At 71.3% G+C, this 20,314-nt stretch carries 21 protein-coding genes and 1 pseudogene; 8 read left to right on the forward strand and 14 right to left on the reverse strand.

What is annotated here, in order from left to right; genetic code table 11:
* Positions 1 to 95 precede the first annotated feature (95 nt).
* The gene (locus tag H4687_RS03595) at positions 96 to 794 is read right to left on the reverse strand and encodes a 2-phosphosulfolactate phosphatase (RefSeq protein WP_046915741.1); all 699 of its coding nucleotides are present in this window, start codon (positions 792 to 794) and stop codon (positions 96 to 98) included.
* Between the two features lie 112 nt (positions 795 to 906).
* The gene (locus H4687_RS03600) at positions 907 to 1,347 is read right to left on the reverse strand and encodes a MarR family winged helix-turn-helix transcriptional regulator (RefSeq protein ID WP_046915773.1); all 441 of its coding nucleotides are present in this window, start codon (positions 1,345 to 1,347) and stop codon (positions 907 to 909) included.
* A 106-nt stretch (positions 1,348 to 1,453) separates the two neighbouring features.
* Between H4687_RS03600 and H4687_RS03605 the strand changes: the two genes are divergently transcribed.
* Positions 1,454 to 2,104: a maleylpyruvate isomerase family mycothiol-dependent enzyme gene (locus H4687_RS03605; protein WP_046915742.1), complete on the forward strand. Its 651-nt coding sequence runs from the start codon at positions 1,454 to 1,456 to the stop codon at positions 2,102 to 2,104.
* Between the two features lie 107 nt (positions 2,105 to 2,211).
* Here H4687_RS03605 and H4687_RS03610 read toward each other — a convergent pair whose 3' ends face one another.
* The 8 genes from H4687_RS03610 to H4687_RS03645 all read right to left on the reverse strand — a co-directional run bounded on the left by H4687_RS03610 (position 2,212) and on the right by H4687_RS03645 (position 8,618).
* A complete protein-coding gene (locus tag H4687_RS03610; protein ID WP_046915743.1) occupies positions 2,212 to 2,502 on the reverse strand; it encodes a hypothetical protein in 291 nt (96 codons plus the stop codon).
* A 198-nt stretch (positions 2,503 to 2,700) separates the two neighbouring features.
* Positions 2,701 to 2,871 (reverse strand): hypothetical protein, encoded by a 171-nt coding sequence (locus H4687_RS03615; protein ID WP_005473988.1) that lies wholly within the window; start codon positions 2,869 to 2,871, stop codon positions 2,701 to 2,703.
* A gap of 131 nt (positions 2,872 to 3,002) precedes the next feature.
* A complete protein-coding gene (locus H4687_RS03620) occupies positions 3,003 to 3,914 on the reverse strand; it encodes an aminoglycoside phosphotransferase family protein (RefSeq protein WP_046915744.1) in 912 nt (303 codons plus the stop codon).
* Positions 3,915 to 4,174: 260 nt separating this feature from the next.
* The gene (locus H4687_RS03625; RefSeq protein ID WP_046915745.1) at positions 4,175 to 4,402 is read right to left on the reverse strand and encodes a hypothetical protein; all 228 of its coding nucleotides are present in this window, start codon (positions 4,400 to 4,402) and stop codon (positions 4,175 to 4,177) included.
* Positions 4,403 to 4,468: 66 nt separating this feature from the next.
* Entirely contained in the window at positions 4,469 to 5,248 is a 780-nt protein-coding gene (locus H4687_RS03630) for a trypsin-like serine peptidase (RefSeq protein ID WP_404819267.1), read from the reverse strand.
* A gap of 1,074 nt (positions 5,249 to 6,322) precedes the next feature.
* Positions 6,323 to 7,159, reverse strand: a complete 837-nt coding sequence (locus tag H4687_RS03635) for an endonuclease/exonuclease/phosphatase family protein (RefSeq protein WP_179860218.1) — start codon at positions 7,157 to 7,159, stop codon at positions 6,323 to 6,325.
* Between the two features lie 147 nt (positions 7,160 to 7,306).
* Entirely contained in the window at positions 7,307 to 7,849 is a 543-nt protein-coding gene (locus tag H4687_RS03640) for a DUF1707 SHOCT-like domain-containing protein (protein WP_107082346.1), read from the reverse strand.
* Positions 7,850 to 7,991: 142 nt separating this feature from the next.
* Positions 7,992 to 8,618, reverse strand: a complete 627-nt coding sequence (locus H4687_RS03645) for a class I SAM-dependent methyltransferase (RefSeq protein ID WP_046915748.1) — start codon at positions 8,616 to 8,618, stop codon at positions 7,992 to 7,994.
* A 371-nt stretch (positions 8,619 to 8,989) separates the two neighbouring features.
* On the opposite strand from H4687_RS03645, the gene H4687_RS03650 reads away from it, so the two are divergent.
* From H4687_RS03650 to H4687_RS03665, 4 genes and pseudogenes are all read left to right on the forward strand, one after another.
* Positions 8,990 to 10,198 carry a hypothetical protein gene (locus tag H4687_RS03650; protein WP_225966586.1) on the forward strand — a complete coding sequence of 403 codons (1,209 nt, stop codon included), beginning with the start codon at positions 8,990 to 8,992 and terminating at the stop codon, positions 10,196 to 10,198.
* A gap of 120 nt (positions 10,199 to 10,318) precedes the next feature.
* On the forward strand, positions 10,319 to 10,678 hold the full coding sequence (locus H4687_RS03655; protein WP_318787702.1) for a RacP protein: 360 nt from the start codon (positions 10,319 to 10,321) through the stop codon (positions 10,676 to 10,678).
* A 13-nt stretch (positions 10,679 to 10,691) separates the two neighbouring features.
* Positions 10,692 to 11,257: pseudogene (locus H4687_RS03660) on the forward strand (transposase); the annotation flags it as partial.
* A 349-nt stretch (positions 11,258 to 11,606) separates the two neighbouring features.
* Entirely contained in the window at positions 11,607 to 13,094 is a 1,488-nt protein-coding gene (locus tag H4687_RS03665; RefSeq protein ID WP_046915750.1) for an FG-GAP and VCBS repeat-containing protein, read from the forward strand.
* Positions 13,095 to 13,265: 171 nt separating this feature from the next.
* Here H4687_RS03665 and H4687_RS03670 read toward each other — a convergent pair whose 3' ends face one another.
* Both H4687_RS03670 and H4687_RS03675 read right to left on the reverse strand, forming a co-directional pair.
* Positions 13,266 to 14,129 (reverse strand): LLM class flavin-dependent oxidoreductase, encoded by an 864-nt coding sequence (locus H4687_RS03670; protein WP_046915751.1) that lies wholly within the window; start codon positions 14,127 to 14,129, stop codon positions 13,266 to 13,268.
* 120 nt (positions 14,130 to 14,249) lie between these two features.
* Positions 14,250 to 14,741 carry a MarR family winged helix-turn-helix transcriptional regulator gene (locus H4687_RS03675; protein WP_046915752.1) on the reverse strand — a complete coding sequence of 164 codons (492 nt, stop codon included), beginning with the start codon at positions 14,739 to 14,741 and terminating at the stop codon, positions 14,250 to 14,252.
* 177 nt (positions 14,742 to 14,918) lie between these two features.
* Here H4687_RS03675 and H4687_RS03680 point away from each other — a divergent pair, with 177 nt between their 5' ends.
* Positions 14,919 to 16,322 (forward strand): pyridoxal phosphate-dependent decarboxylase family protein, encoded by a 1,404-nt coding sequence (locus H4687_RS03680; RefSeq protein WP_046915753.1) that lies wholly within the window; start codon positions 14,919 to 14,921, stop codon positions 16,320 to 16,322.
* Here H4687_RS03680 and H4687_RS03685 read toward each other — a convergent pair.
* Positions 16,285 to 16,929 carry a hypothetical protein gene (locus tag H4687_RS03685; protein WP_046915754.1) on the reverse strand — a complete coding sequence of 215 codons (645 nt, stop codon included), beginning with the start codon at positions 16,927 to 16,929 and terminating at the stop codon, positions 16,285 to 16,287. The two genes, H4687_RS03680 and H4687_RS03685, sit on opposite strands and share 38 nt — an antisense overlap.
* 152 nt (positions 16,930 to 17,081) lie before the next feature.
* On the opposite strand from H4687_RS03685, the gene H4687_RS03690 reads away from it, so the two are divergent.
* A complete protein-coding gene (locus tag H4687_RS03690) occupies positions 17,082 to 18,212 on the forward strand; it encodes a hypothetical protein (RefSeq protein WP_046915755.1) in 1,131 nt (376 codons plus the stop codon).
* Positions 18,213 to 18,252: 40 nt separating this feature from the next.
* Here the strand turns inward: H4687_RS03690 and H4687_RS03695 are convergent, their stop codons facing one another.
* On the reverse strand, positions 18,253 to 19,416 hold the full coding sequence (locus tag H4687_RS03695; protein ID WP_046915756.1) for a beta propeller repeat protein: 1,164 nt from the start codon (positions 19,414 to 19,416) through the stop codon (positions 18,253 to 18,255).
* Between the two features lie 107 nt (positions 19,417 to 19,523).
* Here H4687_RS03695 and H4687_RS03700 point away from each other — a divergent pair, with 107 nt between their 5' ends.
* Positions 19,524 to 20,306: a restriction endonuclease gene (locus H4687_RS03700; protein WP_192781644.1), complete on the forward strand. Its 783-nt coding sequence runs from the start codon at positions 19,524 to 19,526 to the stop codon at positions 20,304 to 20,306.
* Positions 20,307 to 20,314: the final 8 nt, after the last annotated feature.

A 20,314-nucleotide genomic window follows, 5' to 3' on the forward strand; every position in this document is an offset into this window, starting at 1 on the left:
TCCGGCGAGGACCCTGGGGGCCGGTACGGACGGTGGCTCTCACCTGGATCGGACGACGCGCGTCACCGGTATCGCAGTGACGAAGTTCCGGTAAGTCAGCGGACGTCGGGCACGACCGCGGGGACCGCGACCGGTCGAAGCACCATCAGCGGCCCTTCCTGGGCGGCGGTCATGGCGAACGGGAACCTGTCGAGCTCCAGGCAGAGATCGACATCATCCGGGTGCCACCCGCTCCGCAGGCCACCGGCGAGGTCAGCCGCGGCACGAGACGTCCTCGCGCGGAGGAGATAGGGAGCCGCCTCGACATCACCTCCGGCCATACGTCGACCGATGTACTCGGCGCAGGCCAGGTCCTCGTCGGCCCGACCACCGTCGCCGGTGACCACGAAGGTCACCGGGCCCGCGTCCCTGGCCCGAAGAAACCGTGCGGTCGGGCCGGCCACGGCGAAGCTCGCGCACAGGACCAGCGGCGCGTTCGCGACGGCCAGCGCGCCCACGGTTCCAGCCGTCGTCTTCTGTACCAGCGTGCGGCCGGTGAAGTCGCGTGCCCTGAGCAGGCCGGGCGAGTTGACCGCGTCGAAGCCCACCGCCGGCGGCCCGTCCTTCAAGGCCAGCCAGCCCGGGTGGGCTTCCTTCAGCGAGAGCGCCTCGCTCTCCGTCGAGGCCAGGACGATCTTCTCCACGCCACGCGAGAAGGCCCAGGCCGCCACGGTGAAGGCGCGCATGACGTCGATGACGACCGCGACGCGGGGAACGCCGGTCAACTCCGGGATGCCGACGAAGTGATGATCCATCCCACCATTCTGCCGCCTTCGGACCGACCGACGGCGCGCCTCGGCCGGTGCGCGGCCACGCCGGCCCGACGGGCCTCGTTCCCGCCGTGAGGAGGTCGGTCGGGCGACGGACCTAACGCCACGGGTCGGTGATCTCCCTCAGCAGAAGCAGGGCCTCCCGGAGCTGCTTGGTCCGCCGCTTGCCCAGGTGTTCCTCCCACTCTTTCTCCACCTCGGCGACCACCGCGTCGGCGACCTGCTTGGCCGCCCGGGCCTTGGCCGCGCCGCACACCAGGCGGGCCCGCTTGTCGGTCGGATCGGCGACGCGGGTGACGTAGCCCGCCTTCTCCAGCTGGTCTACGAGGAAGCCCGCGGTCTGTTTGGTGATCTGGGCCTGCTCGGCCAGCTCGGTGAGGCGGGTGCCGTGGGGGCCGATGCGCTGCATGACCCGGGCCTGGGCCGGCGTGAAGTCGTCGAACCCGGCCTCGGCGAGAGCGGCGAAGACCCGGTTCTCCAGAGCGCGGTACGGCAGGAACAGGAGTACACCCGTGTTGGGCTCGTCGGCCGTCACCATCGTCGGCTCGCCTCCGGCAGCATCGTCGACGCCCACCCCCTCCTCCTTGACATTGGTAAGCTTCCCTGACTACTTTAGTCAGGGAAGCTTACCACTTGAGTGGGTGATGACCGTGGGTGCAGCACTGGACACCGACGAGCTCTGGCGGATCGTCGACGAGGAACGGACGAGTCTGGCCGACCTGCTGGAGAGCCTGAGCCCCGAGGAGTGGGAGACGCGCACCCGGTGCGGGGACTGGCGAGTGCGGGACGTTGCCGCACATCTGACCATCGCGGCGCGCTTCTCGTACGGACAGGTCGTACGGGAGATGCTCCGGGCTCGCGGGAACTGGAACCGCCTCATCCACGACTCCGCCGTACGCGAGGCGGCGCTGCCCGAGACCGAGATCGTCGGCCATCTCCGCTCGATCGTCGGCTCCCGCCGCCTGGCACCCACCACCTCTCCTCGCGAGCCGCTCATCGACCTCCTCGTCCACGGCCAGGACATCGCGCTGGCGCTCGGCCGAACGCGCGAGATGCCCCCGGTCGCCGCCCGTGATGCCGCCGACCGTGTGTGGACCATGCGGATGCCGCCCCGCCCCTGGCCCCTGCCCAAGGGCCGGCTCGTCGCCACCGACATCGAGTGGACGCGCGGAGACGGCCAGGAGGTCCGCGGTCCGATCGCGGCCCTGCTCCTGCTGCTCACCGGCCGCCCGGAGGCTGCCAAGGTGTGGGCCGAGCGCGCTGGAGTGTCATGGATGGGGATCCCGGCCCCGTGATCACCGCCGCCCCTCGCCCCTCGTCCTTGCCCCTTGCCGGAGCAGGCGTTCCGGGTGGAGGTGAGAGGGGGCTGGTGCGTGACCGGATGCCGAGGCGGCTCGGTGACTCAGGCGGTCCCCTGGACGGGAGCGATCCTCCTCGGAGCGGAACGGTGTGCGGGTTCACCCGCGGCAGCGGTCCGATGACGCCACAACCACAGGGACGTCACGGAGAACAGCCCGCTGAAGACCACCAGCAGGACCACCGCCACCCACATGGGCCGACTACCGGGATGCTCCCACCCCTCCCAAGCCGCCAATGCCGCCCACAGACAGACGGCCGTCGCGTAGAAGGCGCGGATCCGGCGCAGCTGTCGCACGGCCCGCACGGGCAGGAGGTGATCGTTTGTCGGTGCCATGCCGCCCGTGTACCCCCATCTCTCACCGTTTCACCGGCCCTGCACCACAGGAAATTCCGGTGCCTCTTCTCCTGACCATGCGCGCCTCTTCCGCACGCCGAAGGGGGACCGCGAAAGGCCCACGACATCCGCGCGGGCAGACGGCGGGGTGGGAGCGAGACGCCGTCACGCCTTGCTCCCACCCCGGTCGACGATCCGTCAGCGTCTGCGGCCGGACCAGCCACTCCCGATTCCCGCGACATGCAGGGCCAGGAGCATCAGGCCGAGAAGCATGACGTTCGTGGAGGAGAAGACGTCGTTCGTCGTGATCTCGGCGGCGTTGATCAGGAAGGCGAAGAAGAACAGTACTGCCGCGGCGATACCCAGCATGGAGCGGTTCCTTTCGTATGGGTGAAGTCCGTGTGCCCCCGTATCGACGCGCCAGACATCGGACTGTCCACGTCACTTCGCCGCCATGTGCCGTCCCTGTCCCCTGCGTTGGCCGGTGGTACGCGCCAGGCTCAGGCCGATGCCGTGAGGCGTCGCAGCGCGGCATGGGCGGGTGGGCCCCAGGTGGCCTTGCCGCCGGGACGGCCGTGGAGGCCGGCGTGTCCGATATGGATGCCGCCGAGGGCACGCAGGACCGCCCAGCCGCGAGCGCGGCGCAGGGTCGCGGGGTCCGGGTTCGGCTGGTAGGTCTCGTGGAAGAGGTCGACGGCGCCGTCCGGCAGCAGGCTCCAGGCGCCGGAGAGGTCGCAGGCCGGGTCGCCGGCGAAGAGATCGCCGAAGTCGATCACGCCGCAGAAGGTGCCGTTCCTGGTCACGATGTTGGCCGGGTGCAGGTCGCCGTGGAGCCAGAGTCTCGGGCCCGTCCATTCCGGTGCGGCCGCGGCGTCCTCCCAGACCGCGCGGACGGCCTCCGGGTCCCGGATGAGCCCCAACTCGGTGGCCGAGGTGAGCCCTTGGGTGAGGCGGTCGGCGGTGTCGGCGAGTGAACCGCCTCGGTCCCGGCCGGTGGGCGCTCCGTCGGGGGCGGGGCGGTGGAGGGCGGTGAGGAAGTGGGCCAGGGTGACGGCCGCCTCCTCGGTGCGCGTGGCAGGGGCGTGATCGGCGGGGTCGCCGGGCACCCAGGTGGTGACGAGCCAGGGCCGGGGGAACCGTTCGGAGGGCTCACCGAGGTGCTGTGGCACGGGAGTTGGCAGTGGAAGACGCGGAGCGAGGACCGGCAGCCACATGTGCTCCTTGTACAGGAGCGCGTCCGCGGACTCCGTCGCCCAGGGCAGTCGGACCGCGAGGTCGTCGCCGAGCCTCCACACCTGGTTGTCCCAGCCACGCGCTCCGAGCTTCAGGGGCAGATCCGCCAGGTCGGGGAACTGCTCGCGCAGCAGTTCCCGGATCAGGTCCTCGGTGATGTCCAACTCCGTCACTGTCATGTGTGCCAACGCTAGCCGGGGTTGGGTTCTGTCCACCGGTCGAGGCACTCGCCCGCCGCGGCACCCTGCTCGTCTTCAGGCGGACGAGCGTCGTCCACGGTGGTACGTGGCCGTCTGGCGGAAGGCAGCTTGGTGGTCCGGGGCGCGCCCGGCGCGCCGTATGGCCCGGGCACGGCGCCTGCCCATACAGGAGCGCGGGGCGGCGAGAGTGACTCGCCGCCCCGCGCCCTGGTGTCCTGCTCGTTGCGACCCGCCCGCCGTCAGTCGCGCTTCGGCATGGGCGCGTCCTGTGCTCCGCGCATGCGCTCAGGCGTCCAGTAGTCCCGGACCGTCTCCGGGTCCTGCCGTACCTCGTTGACCGTGCTTCCCGGCTCCGGCTGTGCCTCGGAGTCCGAGGCAGTGGCCGCGGTCCGCCAGGCCGCCACCGCCACGACGACGGCGACGAGGCCGGCGGCTGCCGCCCAGCGGCTCAGGCTACTGCGACGCATGGAAGGGTCTCCTTGTCCTGTGCCCGATCTCCGGGTGCGGTGTCGGGTGACCGGGCTTCGGGCCCGTCAGGTGACGTCGCCCTGGGCGTCGTACATCGCCTTGACCGCGTCGTCGAAGTAGGCGGCCTCGTTCCAGCCGGTCGAAGTGACGGTGCTCATCACCCCGTTGACCGATCCGAGACCGTTGGAGTCGTTGAACTCCCGAAGCCACGGTCCGCCGCTGGAGCCGCCGCCGAAGTTGCACTGCAGCTCGATGCCGCCGTCACCGGCCGCCCGTGTGGTGCCCGTGCACGCCCACTGGAGTTCCCCGCTGTCGAAGTTCCCGGGGTAGCCCATGATGGTGATGGGCTGCGTGCGCGAGAAGTTCCAGCTCATCCCGTGTCCGCCGGTGACGTTGACGATCTTGTTGCCGTTGAGCGGCCACGTGGTCACCATGGCGACGTCCCGCCGGAGATCGCTGCTGTTGATCCAGGCGTTGAACGTACGCATCTGCTTGGCGGCGAAAGTGCCGAACGGACGGGCTCCGGAACGGTAGCGCGGCACATAGACCCAGTTTGTCATCCATGTGCCGCCACTGCCGCCGTGGACGCAGTGCCCGGCCGTGACGACCATCTGTTTGGATCCGCTGTTGAGCGCACTCGCCGAACACGCGTAGGTGCCGCCGTTGCTGGGGTTGGTGAAGAACACCTTGCCCACCGCGGCGGATTCATTGATGCGCACGGATGCGGTGTGCGTGCGCGCGGGGGCGGACGGAATGGTTCCGGGCGTCCCGGTGGGCCCGGCCGGCTTGGCGAGGTCCTTGCGCGACGAGGTGGCCACGTTGTCGAGCGAGATGGCCTTCGCCATCCGTTCCGGTGTCCAGAAGCGCGCCAGTGCCGCCGCATCCTTGGCCGAGTCGACAGGGGCCCCGTTCGACAGCCGCGCGGTCCGGTCGACGCTGGTCGTGCCGTTCCCGGCGGTGACGGCACCTGCGCTGCTCTCGGCTCTGGCCTGGCCCGGGGCGGGCGCCGCCTCGGCCGTTCCGGCACCGATCAGGGCGAGTACGGTGGCCGCGGCCAGCGGAAGTATGGAGTGTCTGAGACTGCGCACGAACTTCTCCTTCGACAGTCGTTGGAGTGCGTATTTCTGACGGCATGACCGATCAGGGTGCGGAGCACAGCGAACCTAGGCGGGCCGGGAACGCGCGAAACAGCCTCAGACCAGCCGCTCTGTTCTGCGCTTTGCCGGGTCCTTCTTTTTCGGCCGGTCCGAATTACCGCTTGTTTCGCGGACTGTCCGTCGTGTGCGCCGGCTCGGCGCCTGTCGCGGCCGTCTCGCAGCGGGCGGAAGGTGGGACCGGCTTCACTCCGAACCCGGCCGATATCGGTGGGTGAGACGGCCGCCGCACCCGTGGCTGTCGCGAACCGGCCGCGCACGGGGGTACGCCTGGACGGTCGCGCCGGGCATATCTGGCGGGTCCATGCCATCGACAGGAGGAGCGGGAGCGCCGGCGGACGCGCGTGCTCGGTCGGCGGTACGCCGGAACCAGCCCCGAGGGGGAGGCCGTCCGGTCTCCCCCTCCTGACACTCCGGCATCGTTTCGCTGTTCCTGCTGATCAGGTGTCCGCTTCTACGCGCAGGGAGTTGATGCGATGTCGCAACTTGGGATGGCTGGCGTCGCGATGGTCGTGGATCGGGCGCCGCTGAGCTTCCAAGGGCCCACCGCGGCTTGATGTGGACGGTGACGGCAGTTGTGGCATGCGTGGCCGCCCCAGCACGGCTTCCGCCTGCTTCCGCTTGCCCCCGTCTCCCTCCGTAAGTACGGGTACTCACCTGCGGCGGCCGCCCCCGAAGCCTCCGAGACGCCAACGACCCGACGTTCCCTACGCCCGCAACGCCCCCAGGACCGCCTCAGCCCAGATCCGATCAGGTCAGGTCAGGTCAGGTCAGGTCCAGGTCGGCGTGCACCAGGTTGTGGTCCGAGGACTCGGAGAGCTCCACGCCTTGCCCCAGCGGGGAGATGCCCCGCAGGAAGATGTAGTCGAACTTGCTCTGCCAGTCGGTGGTCAGCCCACAGGCCCCCGTGGACGGCGGTCTGCAGGCGGAGTCCGCGTCCGTGGCCACGTCCCACATCGGGGCGATCTCGGCGGAGTCCGGCACCGCGTTGAAGTCACCGAGCACGATCGCGCGGTCGTACCGGGCGACGTCCGCGGCGAGCACCTCGATCTGGTCCGCCCGGACCGCCTCCTGGCGCCGCTGGGCGAGGTGCGTGTTGAAGACCCGCACCTGCCGGCCGCCCACTGTCGCGGTGACCGCCGTGTATCCACGGTCCTCCGACCCGCCGTCCGGGTACTCCACGCCGACCCGGTCCGTCAGCGGCGCCGCCGAGAGAATGGCCTGCCCGAAGCCCCCCGGACTCCACGGCACTCCCCCGCACCGGCTCCAACTCCGCAGAACCGATCCGTACTCGACGTGATAGACCAGCCCGTGGAACGTCTCCAGGTACTCCCGGATCCTCTCCACGTCACGCACGCACGCCTCCTGCAGGCCGATGACCTGGGGCGCCACCGCGGCGATCTCGGCGGCCCGGTCGACGTTGCTCTCGTCGCAGGGGTTGCAGATGTTCCAGGTCATGACACGGTTCGGGTCGACATCCTTGACGGCGTCCACGGGCAGTGACCTGGCGAACAGGGCATCGCCCGGTGCGCTGGGGCCGACGAGCGCCACGCAGGCCACCACCACCGCACCCGCGAACAGCCGCGTGCCCCTTCCGAACACCGCCGCCTCCTCGATGTGGGTCCCGTGGCATCAGACGTCTCCACGTTCACGCACGAGGGTAGGGGACGAAGCTGTCAACACTCATGCGCGTGGCGCGGGCTCGACAGCCCGTTCAGGCAGCGCGGCGGCTCCTGGAGCGGGAAGGGGTCAGCGTCGCGCGTGGCGGATCCGCAACCGTCCGAACCCCATCACCCCGGAGATCCGGATCTTCGGTCCAACGGCGTTGGGGCGCCGCGGAGTTCTGTAGCGCGAGTCTTTCCATCCGGTACGCAGACCCTCGATGTCGACGACCGCGTCGCGAGGCACCGTGATCCTGGCCCCGCCGGTACCGAGTCTCAGCTCGATGTCGATCACCGCGTGCTCGATGACGGCCCGCGACAGATCCAGTCGCACCTTCGCGCATGCGGACTCGACCTTCAAGAACCGAGGTACCCGCCATCCGCCCCGTCGCCTGATCCGTCCACTCGCGGCGGCAATCGTGGACGTGACCGCCCCGTTTCCTTCTGGGAGGCCGGCCAGGACCGAGAGGAGTTCGCCCTGCGTCGCCGCCGTCATTACCTGGTGCAGTCGCTCGTCCAGATCGTCGTGCGCGATGTGCCCTTCGGCGTACGCCTCCTGCACGCGCCGCACGGCGGTGTCGCGGTCCTCGTCGCCGATCGGTGGCGTCCGGTCCTCCGGCAGAGCGGTCACCGTCGCACCCTACTGCCGCCCGTCGCCCTGCCGATGACACGAACGCGCCAAGGTCTCCAGTGGGCGCGGGCGAAGGTCCCCAGGGGGCGGGGCGTCCGCCGCTGCGCGCGGGCGTGGAGGACGGTCGCGGGCAGGCGCGAACTCAGGTGGCGGGTCGGGAGTGCACGCTCACGGCGTAGCCACAGCCGTCCTCGTAGGGGTCGCCGCTCCACGTCGCGCAACGCTGCCGCAGGGTGAGACCGGCCTCGGTGCACCAGTGGTCGAACTCCCGCAGTGTCAAGGGTGGTTCTGGCAGCGGCAGGTGTGCCGCATCCAGGCCCATGCCCGTGACCAGCAGCCCACCGGGGCGCAGCGCGGCGGCCAACTGCCGGACGACGGCCGGTTCGGTGCCGGGGGCCAGGAGGGGGATGACATTTCCGGCGGCGAGCACCAGGTCGAAGTCCGGCTTCAGGCCGAGGATGTCGAGGTGGGCCAGGTCGCCGAGGAGCCACTGCCGAGCGGGGGCGTTGCGACGGGCGACGGCGAGCATCGAGGGGTCCACGTCCACACCGATGCACTCGTGGCCCAGTTCGGCGAGCCGGATCGCGATCCGGCCGGTGCCGCAGCCGGCGTCGAGCACCCGGGCGGGAGCCTCCAGCAGTTCGGCGCAGAAGGTCGCCTCACCGTGGACGTCTTGGCCCGACTCGGCGAGCCGAGCGAAGCGCCGGGCGTACTCCTCTCCGGCTCGTCCGCCGGTCAGTTCCGCCCAACGGTCGCGTTCCCCGGTCATGCGCAGCGTGCCTTCCTGTCGGCTCGGAGTGGGCCTCACCCGACAGAGCGGAGGTGAGGAGGGTGCCCTCGCACCTTATGCCGCTGTCCGGGCGTCCGCAGGAAACAGGAGCCGGTCAACACGGCAGCCACACTCCACTCTGTCGGAGAGGACGAACTGGCGGCCGAAGCGGCCACGGTCGACGTCGTCCCAGAAACGCGTCTCCCCGGTCGCGGCACGTGCCCCGGCCGGGCGGACGAGGGCAGCCCCGGACCTCTCCGGGACGGTTTCGCGGCAGGGGCGCGCGGCCGGGCGGGACCCCGGGTGATCTCCGCCGGATCGCGGTGGCGATACTGGTATGCGCACATGTGCCCCTGCTCCCCGATGGACTCATGCCGACTTCCCCAGCTCGTCCCACGACTCCTTCCACGGTGTGGCCGGCTCGCGGCCGCCACGTCGGGCCCGACGCGGAGGACGTACTCCGCCGCACCCTGGGCCGGCTGAAGGACAGCCAGGTCATCGACGACTTCCTGGAGGTGCCCGACGCCGGCGGCGACTCGCCGGAGCGGGTCTTCGAGGCCCGGTGGCGGGTCGCCGACGAGGTGACCGTACGCGCCCGCCTCAGCCTCGCGCCCGATCTGGGCGGCGGGCGGGAGTGGACCCTGCTCGCGGAGGCGGAACAGCCGTGGGACCCGGCGTGGCCGTCCCCCGTCACCCGTTTCTGGCCGGAGTACGGCGACTGGGACCACGACGCCGCCGCAGGTCTGTCGTTGAGCAGGATCAACGCCCTGCCCGAGGACGACAAGGACGTACGGCGTGTGCTCAGGGACTCCGGGCGCAGCGGATGGGGCGTGCACGTCGTCGTCCACGAGGCCATGACCACGGACGAGCGCGGCCGCCTGCCGCTGGCACGTTGGCTGCCGCCGGGCCTGCGTCACCGGATCGTCGAGCACCGGGCCGCGCCGCATCAGCTGCGGGTCGTGAACTGGGCGCTGCGGGAGTTCGACGTGGAGGTGCCGCGCGGTGGGGCGGCGGTGCTGCCCGGAGCCCCGGCCCCGTCCGGGTACGACGCGGAGGACTTCACCGTACGGACGGTGTTCCTGGACGGTTCCGAGCCGGTCGACCTCGTCGCGGCGGTGACGCGGTTCGACACCCTGCTCCGGCCGTTGCCGGAGGGTGCCGATGACGCCCTGACCGCGCTGCGCAAGGACTGGCACCTTCTCACGCTGGAGGAGGAGCTCGTGCGGGAACGGCAGCGGGTCGCCGCGTACGCCGAGGCGCTGAAGGCCATGACGGAGTCCCGGGACCTGTACCGGGAGGCGACCGAGCGCGCGCACGAGGCGCTCGCCGCCTATCGCGAGGCCGCCGAGGCCGCTCCCGCCGCGCTGCCGCCGTCCGGGGCGCCGGCGACGTCCGCGTTCCAGCAACTGACGCGCACACTGGAGCGTTTCAAGGGCGGCGCCAAGACCCTGCGCCCCGCCGCCCGGCCCCAGGACCGGGAGAACCAGGGCCGGGGGAACAGGGAGAACGAGGGCCAGAGGAACGGGGAGAAGGAGGGCCAGGAGAGTTCGGACGCCCCTCCGGACGGCCTCGAGCACTGACCGGTCGGCGCCCGGGGCCGTCCCGGGGCAACCGGTCCGACCCATTGCTGCGGGACCAGTAGCCGTGCCCCGCAGGTCACGCCGCTGCGGCGATGCCGCCCGGGCGCACGCCCAGTGTCCGTGCCGCATCCTGCTCGAAGCACACGCCCGGCCGGGCTGCACTTCCCCCAGCTCTGGGTTGCCTGCGAACTCACCCTCGCCCAGGCCCGTTCCGGGCTGGCGATGCTGCGCGATCTCATCACCGAGCGCGGCTGGCCGCCGCTGATCTACACCCGCCACGACGGATACCAGTTCACCGCCGACCCCGTAGCACTGGAGGTGTACGAGACGGCCCGGGTGCGGGTGCTGCTCACCGAGGTCCACCGTCTGATCACCGGCACCCTCGCATCGCACGCCACCTTGGCCGCGGACGACAAGCGGATCCGCCACATCGTCACCCAGCTCAACGCGGTCGAGTCCACCCTCGGCCTGATCGCTTGAAGACGGGATTGCAATGCGGCAGCGCCGCTGTCCCTCGGACACCACGGACGAAGAGTGGTCGTTCGTGGAACCTGTGCTTCCGCCGCCGGCCTGGACCACGGCTCGTGGTGGCAGACCTGAGAGGCATCCCCGGCGGGCGATCTTCGACGCGATCCGGTACGTGTGCTCCGAGGGGTGTCGATGGCGGGCCCTGCCTGCGGACTTCCCGCCGTCCCCGACCGTCTACGGGCAAGCCGGCGAAGGAACTGCTCCTGCGCGCTCGCCGCCAGCATCCCGAACCTGCCGTCGTGCGGGCCGACTCCGCCTACCGGGGCCCGTTTGCCGTATGGGCCAGGTCCGAGCTGCAGCTCACCGTCCGGACCATGAGCAGGCCGGAAGACGCCTCAGGCTTCGTTGCCCTGCCGCGCCGCTGGATGGTGGAACGATCTTGGGCATGGTTGATGCATGCCCGACGTCTGGTCAGGGACCATGAACGGCTGACCGAGAGCTCACGAAGCGATGCTCGACCTCGCGGCCATCAGGCTGATGCTCCGGCGGCTCACTCGCCGGCCTGCCCATCCCACCGCCGCTCGTCCTCGGCCGGGTGAGCCACTGAGAGCGGCCTGAACGTGTTGGCTGACGCCGGGAACGGGGTCGGGTCGGTGTTGTTCGATCACGGGGCCGCATGCGGATCGCTGCTCGGCCACGACATGGTCCCGGTTCTCTCAGAACCCGTTCGTCGAGCACCCGAGTGGGTCGAGACGATCTGGTGGACCGACGGCGACACGCGCTGAACTCCCTTTGAGAACAAGGGAGTTCAGCGCCACACCTGTCTCCTCGGTTACGAATCCATGACATTGGGACGTACAACTGGGATCGCCCGGCTCGAGTCGTACCCACTGAACGCGGCCTTCCGCGTACAGAACCGACCGACTCGAAAGGCTCACGTATGTCCCGAGCACACCGCCGAACCCGTACCGCGCTCACCGCACCCCTGGCAGCCGCGGTGCTGCTCGCCGGAGGATTTGGCGCCATGGCTCTCACCGGGGGCCCGGCGCTGGCGGCCACCGGGTCAGCGGACACGCCGGACGACTTCAACGGCGACGGATACGCAGACCTGGTCGTGTCGGCTCCGGACGCCACGATCTCCAGCAAGGCCAAGGCGGGCTACGTGGCCGTCATGTACGGCTCCGCCCATGGGGTCTCCGCCGCCAACAAGAAGCTCATCAGCCGCTCCACCAGCGGCGTTCCCGGCTCCGCCACCGCGAACCAGCGCTTCGGAACCAACTTCACCAAGGGCGACCTGGACGGCGACGGCTTCAGCGACCTGGTGATCTCGGGCGGCAGTCCCGGCTCCGTCATCCTCTGGGGCTCCGCCTCCGGACTCACCGGCGGCACGGCCATACCCGGGTACGGGCAGTCCCCCACGACCGGCGACTTCGACGGCGACGGCAAGACGGACCTCGCCCTGTTCTCCTACCTGTCCGGCGCGGGCGACGACCCGGCGAGCGGCGACGCCACCGTGTGGAAGGGCCCGGTCACCCGTGCCGGACAGCCCACCGCCACCCTGCCGCTGCTGGACAAGGCCGACTGGTGGGGCTACGACGCGGGCGACGCGTCCTGCGCCACCAACGGCGGCTGCCAGGAGGACGGCGACTCGATCAGCGGGCCCATCCGCTCCACCCGGACCGGCGACGTCAACGGCGACGGCAAGGACGACATCGTCGCCTGGAAGTACGCGGGCGACGGCCAGTGGGGCAACCGTCTGTTCCTCGGCGGCGGCAGCACGGGCTTCACCAGTGGCTGGGTCCCCGCGGACGGCACGGCGACCGGTACGGGCACCGGCATCGGGGACGTGAACAACGACGGGTTCGACGACGTCGTGGGGGGCAACTACTGGAACGGCGGCAAGGTCCAGATCGCGTTCGGGTCGGCCTCCGGCCTGTCCGAGGAGCGCGTACAGACCTTCGACCAGGACCTGCCCGGCTTCCCCGGCGTGGAGGAGGAGGGCGACGGGATCGGCTCCACGGTCTCGGTGGCGGACGTCAACGGTGACGGCTTCGGCGACATCGCGCTCGGCATCCCGGGCGAGGACATCGGCGACATCACCGACGCCGGGTCCGTCGCCCTGGTCCCCGGCAGCGCCTCCGGTGTCACGGGCGCCGGTACGCAGACCTTCCACCAGGACACCGCCGGGGTACCCGGAGTCGCCGAGAACGACGACCAGTTCGGCGCGAGCAGCGCGCTGCTGGACGTCGACGGTGACGGCCACGCCGACCTCGCGGCCGGTTCCCTGGCCGAGAACAGCTGGAACGGCGCGGTCTGGGTGCTGCGCGGCACGGCGACCGGTCTCACGGCCACGTCGTCCCTCGCGTTCGGCGCCGGCGACCTCTCGGCGCCCGCCACGGGCGCCCGGTTCGGCGCGCTCCTGCGCTGAGCGAGCCGATCGGGCAACGGGGGTTCGGTGGGGCGGCCTGGTGCCGCCCCACCGTCATGTCCGGCCGGCCGGCGACACGACCCGACCCCATCCCCGAAGCGTCGGACCAGAGCCAGATCGATAGCGACCAATGGCCGGCGCTTACGTGCAGACAGCTTCCCCTTCAGGTTCTCACCGGGCCACGAGCACGGCCTCCAGCTGCCCGAGCGGGTCCTCGCCCACGAAGCGCAGGACGACCGTGTCCGCGCCGGCCGCCGCGAGTTCGCGGATGCCGTCGGCGGCCCGCGCGGCGTCGCCGGAGACGGTGAAGACCTCCTCCTGCGGGCGGCCCAGCCAGGCGCCGTGGCCCTCGGTGTGGGGGTGGAGGGTGCGGGCCACCTCGTCGGGGTCGTCACCGACGTACGCGAAGGCGAAGACGGTCAGGGTGTGGTCGCCGGCGGCGCCCTTGGAGGTCAGCTCGCGGATCTGTTCCAGATCGCGCGGACCATGGCCCTCGGCGATCAGTGTGCCGTCGGCGACCCGGCCGGACAGTTCGAGGGAACGGGGGCGCACCACACCCGCGACGACGGGCGGCACCTCGGTCGGCGGATGCACCAACTCGACTCCGTCCAGCCGTACTTCACGTCCCGTCAGCTCGACCCGCTCGCCGCGCAGCAGTGCGCGCACGGACGTGATCGTCTCCTCCAGGAGGGCCAGCGGGGAACGGGGAGCGGCGCCGACCTGGACCATCCACTCCCGCACGCCGTGCCCGATGCCGGCGACCAGACGCCCGGGGAACACCCGGGCCAGCGTGGCGAGTTCCATCGCCAGCAGCGCCGGGCTGCGCAGCGGGGCGGGGGCGATGCCGATGCCCACCCGCAGGCGGTCCGTCGCGCCCAGGGCGACGGCCGCCGCCGACACGCCGCCGTTCCAACCGAGGTCCTCCACCACCCACAGGTCGTCCACACCGAGCGCTTCGGCCCGCCGCGCGAACTCGGGCAGTCCCTCCGGGGCCCAGTCGCGGTCGTGCATCACACCGATCCGTACGTTCGTCATACGAGGGAACCTACGCGGCGGACGACGAGTGGATCAACGGCGTATATCGCCTGCCGAACATCGGCCGAGTGCTCGGAGACCGGCTCCCGGGGCACGGCCGTCGTCAGGCGCGGGCGCCCGTCAGTCGGCGGCCTCACGCAGCGCCCTGTCGATCTCGCCGAGGGCGCTGGTCAGCCGAGTGTAGTCGGCGGCGGCCAGCGGCCTGACGAAGTACTCCTCCACCACGCGGGCGTGGACGGCGGCGGCGCGGAGGAACGTCGTACGGCCCTCGGCGGTCGGCTCCACCAGGGCCACCCGCCGGTCCTCGGGCGAGGGCACACGACGGACGAGGCCGGCCTCCTCCATCCGGTCGATCAAACGGGTGGTGCCGCTGCTGGTGAGGATGAGGTCGTCGGCCAGCTGCCGTTGCGAGACCTCCTCGCCAGGGCTGCGACAGAGGCGGATGAGCACCTCCAGCGCGGTGTGGCTGATGCCGCACTCGCGCCGCAGGGCCGTGTCGATGCGCTGTTCCAGGCGGGTCGCGGACTTGATCAGCAGACCGAAGTCCCGGACCAGCCCGCCGTTGGCGGCGTGGGCGGCGGCCGCAACGTTCGGCTCGGGTGTCTCGTTCATCGCCGTGAGTCTACTGCCGGGTCACCTACTGCAGAGTCACCTACTGCTGGATCATCTACTGCTCAGTCACCTACTGCTCAGTCATCTACTGCGACATCAATCACTGACTAGTCAATTGCTGATCAGTCAATTAAGTTCTCCGGTGAGCCCCCGAGAGCGGCAGCGAGAGGGAGAGCAGTGGATCTTCAGCACTGGCTCGGCCGAGCCACCCACGCGATACAGGACTGGGCCGACACCTTCGGCCCCTACGAGGCCCACCCGTCCCTCCAGGTGGACGACGACCGCTTCGCCGACGCCTTCGCCCTGTTCACCGGGCGGCTGCGCGACAACTATCCGTTCTTCCACCCGAACTACGCGGGCCAGATGCTCAAGCCTCCGCACCCCGCGGCCGTGGTCGGCTACCTCACGGCGATGCTGATCAACCCCAACAATCACGCCCTGGACGGCGGCCCCGCCACGGCGGCGATGGAACGCGAGGTCGTCGGGCAGCTGGCGGCGATGTTCGGCTACGACACCCACCTGGGCCACCTCACCACGAGCGGCACGATCGCCAATCTCGAAGCCCTGTTCGTGGCCCGCGAACTCCACCCCGGCCGGGGGATCGCGTACAGCGCCGACGCCCACTACACCCACCACCGCATGTGCCACGTCCTCGGCCTGCGGGGGCACCCGGTGCGCACCGACGAGCGCGGCCGCATGGACCTCGCGGCACTGGAGGACGTCCTGCGCACCGGGCAGGTCGGCACGGTCGTCGTCACCACCGGCACCACCGGGCTGGGAGCCGTCGACCCCGTCCATGAGATCGTCCCTCTCGCGGAGCGCCACGGCGTCCGCGTGCACGTCGACGCCGCGTACGGCGGGTTCTTCACGCTCCTCGCCGGCGCCGAAGGCCCCGCGGGCCTCCCTGCGGAGCCATGGCGGGCCATCGCCCGGGCCGACTCCCTCGTGGTCGACCCCCACAAGCACGGACTCCAGCCCTACGGCTGCGGCGCCGTCCTCTTCCGCGATCCCGAAGTCGGCCGCTTCTACCTCCACGACTCGCCCTACACCTACTTCACCTCGGCCGATCTCCACCTCGGCGAGATCAGCCTGGAATGCTCACGCGCCGGCGCCTCGGCCGCAGCCCTGTGGCTCACCTTCCAGCTCCTTCCACCCACCCCCGCCGGCCTGGGGCAGGTCCTGGCCGCCGGTCGGCGAGCGGCCTTGAACTGGGCACAGCTCATCGACACCTCCGAACACGTGGCGCTCTACCAACAGCCCGAGCTGGACATCGTCAGCTACTTCCCCACCGTCGAACCGGCCGCCCTCACCGGCATCGACAGGGCTTCCGCCCGCATCCTCTCCGACGGCATGACCGGCCCCGACCCCGTCTTCCTGAGCACCCTCAAGGCCGACCGCGAGGCGTTCACCGCACGGCACCCCGAGATCACCGCCGACGCCGAAGGTGCCCGCATCCTGCGCAGCGTCCTCATGAAGCCGGAGTCCGAGCACCACGTCGAGGATTTGCACAAGCGCGTCGAGCACCTCGCCCGACCCGGCAGGTCTACGGCCGCTGCAGGCCCGCCCGTTCCCACGCCCTGACCATGGCGGGCCGTTCCGGTGCCCGCCGGTCGGGTCCGGTGGCGAGGGAGAACAGGAGGTCCTGCGTCAGCCGGTAGCTCTCGGCATGGTCCAGCAGGGTCGCGGCGTCGTGGGCCGGCAGGGCGCCGTGGTCCTCGTCGGCGATCACCTGGAGGACGTCCGTCCTGTCGACGAAGCGGCTCACACCGCAGTCGAGCCCGTCGTCCTTCAGGGTGGACGGGTACGGGGCCCGGGCCCAGGTGCCGTTCTCGTACCAGTAGACGCAGCCGAGTGCGCAGCCCTCCAGCAGGTCCCGCAGCCGCTCGTGCGGGAGCCATGCGGGGGCACCGGCGAGCATGTCGACCGGCGGCTCGTGCCACTTGACCTGACTCGACTCGTCCTCGCCGTAGAGGACGTACCGGCCGGCGCCCCGCTGTGCGAAGGCCCACCAGGTGCAGCCGGCGTCGTCCAGATGAAGTCCTTCGTCGTCCACCCAGGTTCCCGTGCGGTGGCACCCCGCCCGCTCGTCCGCCGTGGTGGCCTCCAGCACGGCGACGAGCGCCCAACGCGCCCACAGAACCTCCGCCGACGGCAGATCCCCGGGCAGCCCCGGCCGGTTGACGGTCATGTCCCACACTCCGGGGGTCGACGTCGATCACGATCACGGCAAGACTCTCACGGGCCGAACGGCCGCCGGTCCCTCCCCTCGGCCCGGTCGACCGCGTTGTCGGCGCCCCCTCGTAGGGTGTCCGCAAGATCCCTTCGTACGCCGGAGAACCCGTGACCGCATCGGCTCGTCTCGTCGCCACGCACCCCGCCCCCCTCTCCTCGTCCGAGGCCGACGCTCCGTACGCGGAGCGCGGCCCGGGGAAGCGGCTGTTTGTGCAGCGCGGCGACACCGAACTGGTGGTGCGGGTGCTGGAGCGGCCGACGGACGGATCGGGCGAGTCCGAGCCGATCCGCTTCCCGGCGCCCTGGCCACGCCGCTTCGGTACGTGCGCGGTGGCACCGACCCTGGACCTGGCCGTCTTCGCCGGGGTCCACTCGGTACGAGCGGTGGAGCGAACCGGCGCGGTGCGGTGGGAGATTCGGCACCCCTGCTGGGCCGGCACGGGCCGCGAGCCGCACGAGACGCACGGATCGTACGACGAGTACGCCGACGACAGGGACCATCGCTACGCGAGCAGCGGATCGGCCGGATTCTCGTCCGACGGAACCGTGGTGTGGGCGCATGTCCCAGGACCCGTCGCCGAGGAGGGGCAGGAAGGAGAGGCCACCGAGCCTGCCAGGGAGGAATGGCTGGTCGTCGACGCGGCCCAGGGGCGTGTGCTCGCACGGGCGGACGCGCGGGCGGCGGCTGCCGGATCGGTCCACGTACCCCACCCGGATCCGAGCCAGATGGGCCTGTCCGTCGGGGAGGGCCAGGAGGGCGCCCCGCTGCGGTGGGGACGCTGGGACGGCCGGACGCTCTCCGTCTCGTACTTCGACGACGAGGACCGGATACTCATGGCGGTCAGCCCGTCCGGCGACCGTCTTCTGACGGTCTCCCACGATCAGGACACCCTGGCCGTGCACGCGGTGACCGACGGTGCGGTGGAGGCCGAGCTGGGCGCCGACACCGTGCCGGCACACCCCGAGGCGGCCACGGACGACGAGGACGAGGACGCGACCGAGGCCTTCTGGGACTACGAGGGAGGCTTCCTCGACGAAAGGACCGGCATCGTCGGCACGGTCGAGAGCGACGAGGAGTACGGGGAGGGCCGGCACTGGCTCATCGACCTGTCCCTGATGCGTCTGGGCGACCGCGTCGCCTACCCCGAACCGGTGTCCGGCCCGCCGAGGGCGCTCGGCGACGGCACCTGGTACACGGTCTCCGAGGCGGGCGACACCTTGCGCGTCTGGAGCCTGTGACGACCGACGTACGGGGCCGGGCCCACCCGCGGCCCGCGTGCTACCCGCGCTCCGCCAATCGCCGCCACTGACGTCCGCCGTCGCGAGAGGTCCACACTCCTTCGCCCTTCACCAGGTCGTACGTCGCCGTCGTCGCGTCCGCGATGCCGTAGAGCGTGGTGCCGTGGACGGCGAACGACGTGAAGGGCACCGGTGTCCTCAGCTCGTGGAAGGTGCTGTCGCCGCGGTCGTCGGCGAGCCAGTAGCGGCCGCCTTCCTCGCCCACGAGCAGCCGGCCGTCCGTGAGCACCTCCAGGACCAGCGACTCCTCGCCCCGGTCCAGGTCCTTCCAGGGAATGCCGCCGTCGAGGACCGTGCGCCAGTGCGCGCCGTCGTCCGTCGTCACCAACAGGCCGCGCACACCCTCGTCCAAGGTGAGGGCCAGCGCCGTGGTGCCGCCCCGCGCGGCGAGACCGGTCCCGGCGTAGGGCTGCGGGACGGCCTCGGAGCCCAGGGTGCGGCCGTCGCGCTGCCGTACGACCCGGTGGGGGTCGTCGGTGAGGGACTGCTCCAGGCTCCAGATCGTGCCCTGTTCGTCGACGGCGAAGTCGATGGCCTCGTCCGGCGCTTCGGCCGGGGGCGCCATCGTGCGTGTGGCGGGGCGGTAGACGAGGGTCGGCTCCGGTTCGGCGAGCAGGATGTCGCCGGGGCGGGTGCGCAGCGGGGTGTCGGTGACGACGACCTCGTGCCGCTCGCCGCGTACGTCGAGGCCGTACGCTTCCTCGTCCCCCTCCCCCGAAGGCACCTTCACGAAGCCCCCGGGCACACCCTCGAACGCGGTCCGCACCGCCTCCGCGTTCGTGTGTTCCGCGTGCTCGGCGACGGTACGGCCCGCCGGGTCGAGGATGCGCCAGGCGGTGGCGGCCGGTCCCTCGTCGTCCTCGACGTTGCCGGCGTCGTACGTCAGCAGCAGTGAGCCGTCACCCGAGCGGGCGACACCGGACGGTGCGCCGGCCGCCTCGACGACATCGGCGGGACGCGGATGGGGGTCCTCGATGACGCGCTGGTATCTCGCCTCCCGGCTGCCGCTGCTCGGCCCCCCGTCGGGGCCGTTCGCGGCGGAACCCCCGGCGCCCGCGGGCCCACAGGCGCCGAGCGCCACCGCCGTACCCACCGCGGCCACCAACTCGGCCGCCCGCCACCCGCGTTCCCTGAGCCGCACCATGGCCGCATCCTCCCATGTGGCCCCGCTACGGCAGCCGGACGGTGAAGTTCCCGATCTTGGGCACACGATGAGTTGATCTTCTTACCGGTCTCATGAGGGGGCATGCCGTGACCACATCCGCGCGCCGTACACCGCCCGCGCACCGCCGACGAGGGTTCGACCTTCGCGCCACCGCCCTGTTCTTCGTCCTTCTCGCCGTGGTCGTGTGCGCGTCGGGCTTCGCGGTCCACACGGTGGCCGGCGCTGTCGAGCGGCGCCCCGCCTGGGTGTTCGTCCTGGTCGTCGTGGGTGTCTCGGGTTCCGTGGGGCTGCGTCGCCGGTGGCACGTGGCGAGAGCGGCACGCCGAGCGGCGGCGGCGCTCGACGAGGCGGCGCGGGAGGCGGCCGCCCGTCTGGAGGCCGAGGCCGAGGCCGAAGCCGAAGCCGAGGCCGAGGCCGAAGTACTGGCGATTCCCCGTCCGCGTCCGGCCGCCGAGGCCACCGTCGACTACGACGCCCTGACGCCGGAGGGGTTCGAGGAGGCGATCGCAGCCCTCTGCGCACGCGACGGCTGCACGGCTGTCGACGTCGTGGGAGGGGCCGGGGACCTGGGCGCCGATGTCGTCGCCCTGGCCCCCGACGGGTGCCGGGTCGTCATCCAGTGCAAGCAGTACGGCGACTCCCACCGCGTCGGCTCCCAGGATCTGCAGCGCTTCGGCGGCACCTGCTTCACCGTCCACGAGGCTGATGTCGCCGTGCTGGTCACCACCAGCGACTTCACCGCGCCGGCACTGGAGTACGCCGACCGGTGCGGGATCGTGTGCGTGGACCGGGAGACCCTGCGGGCATGGACGGACGGCACCGGCCCCCGGCCCTGGGAGGCCCCCCTGGCGGAGTGGACGGCCGGATGAGGACGGCA

The sequence above is a fragment of the Streptomyces stelliscabiei genome (assembly GCF_014873495.1).
GTDB classification, from domain to species: Bacteria; Actinomycetota; Actinomycetes; order Streptomycetales; family Streptomycetaceae; genus Streptomyces; species Streptomyces bottropensis.

Coding starts and splice junctions, on each gene's coding strand:
- H4687_RS03595 (WP_046915741.1), bottom strand. CDS start 794: ATGGATCATCACTTCGTCGGCATCCCGGAGTTGACCGGCGTTCCCCGC.
- H4687_RS03600 (WP_046915773.1), bottom strand. CDS start 1,347: ATGGTGACGGCCGACGAGCCCAACACGGGTGTACTCCTGTTCCTGCCG.
- H4687_RS03695 (WP_046915756.1), bottom strand. CDS start 19,416: ATGGTGCGGCTCAGGGAACGCGGGTGGCGGGCGGCCGAGTTGGTGGCC.
- H4687_RS03665 (WP_046915750.1), top strand. CDS start 11,607: ATGTCCCGAGCACACCGCCGAACCCGTACCGCGCTCACCGCACCCCTG.
- H4687_RS03605 (WP_046915742.1), top strand. CDS start 1,454: ATGACCGTGGGTGCAGCACTGGACACCGACGAGCTCTGGCGGATCGTC.
- H4687_RS03610 (WP_046915743.1), bottom strand. CDS start 2,502: ATGGCACCGACAAACGATCACCTCCTGCCCGTGCGGGCCGTGCGACAG.
- H4687_RS03670 (WP_046915751.1), bottom strand. CDS start 14,129: ATGACGAACGTACGGATCGGTGTGATGCACGACCGCGACTGGGCCCCG.
- H4687_RS03675 (WP_046915752.1), bottom strand. CDS start 14,741: ATGAACGAGACACCCGAGCCGAACGTTGCGGCCGCCGCCCACGCCGCC.
- H4687_RS03650 (WP_225966586.1), top strand. CDS start 8,990: ATGCCGACTTCCCCAGCTCGTCCCACGACTCCTTCCACGGTGTGGCCG.
- H4687_RS03625 (WP_046915745.1), bottom strand. CDS start 4,402: ATGCGTCGCAGTAGCCTGAGCCGCTGGGCGGCAGCCGCCGGCCTCGTC.
- H4687_RS03630 (WP_404819267.1), bottom strand. CDS start 5,248: ATGGCGAAGGCCATCTCGCTCGACAACGTGGCCACCTCGTCGCGCAAG.
- H4687_RS03615 (WP_005473988.1), bottom strand. CDS start 2,871: ATGCTGGGTATCGCCGCGGCAGTACTGTTCTTCTTCGCCTTCCTGATC.
- H4687_RS03620 (WP_046915744.1), bottom strand. CDS start 3,914: ATGACAGTGACGGAGTTGGACATCACCGAGGACCTGATCCGGGAACTG.
- H4687_RS03685 (WP_046915754.1), bottom strand. CDS start 16,929: ATGACCGTCAACCGGCCGGGGCTGCCCGGGGATCTGCCGTCGGCGGAG.
- H4687_RS03645 (WP_046915748.1), bottom strand. CDS start 8,618: ATGACCGGGGAACGCGACCGTTGGGCGGAACTGACCGGCGGACGAGCC.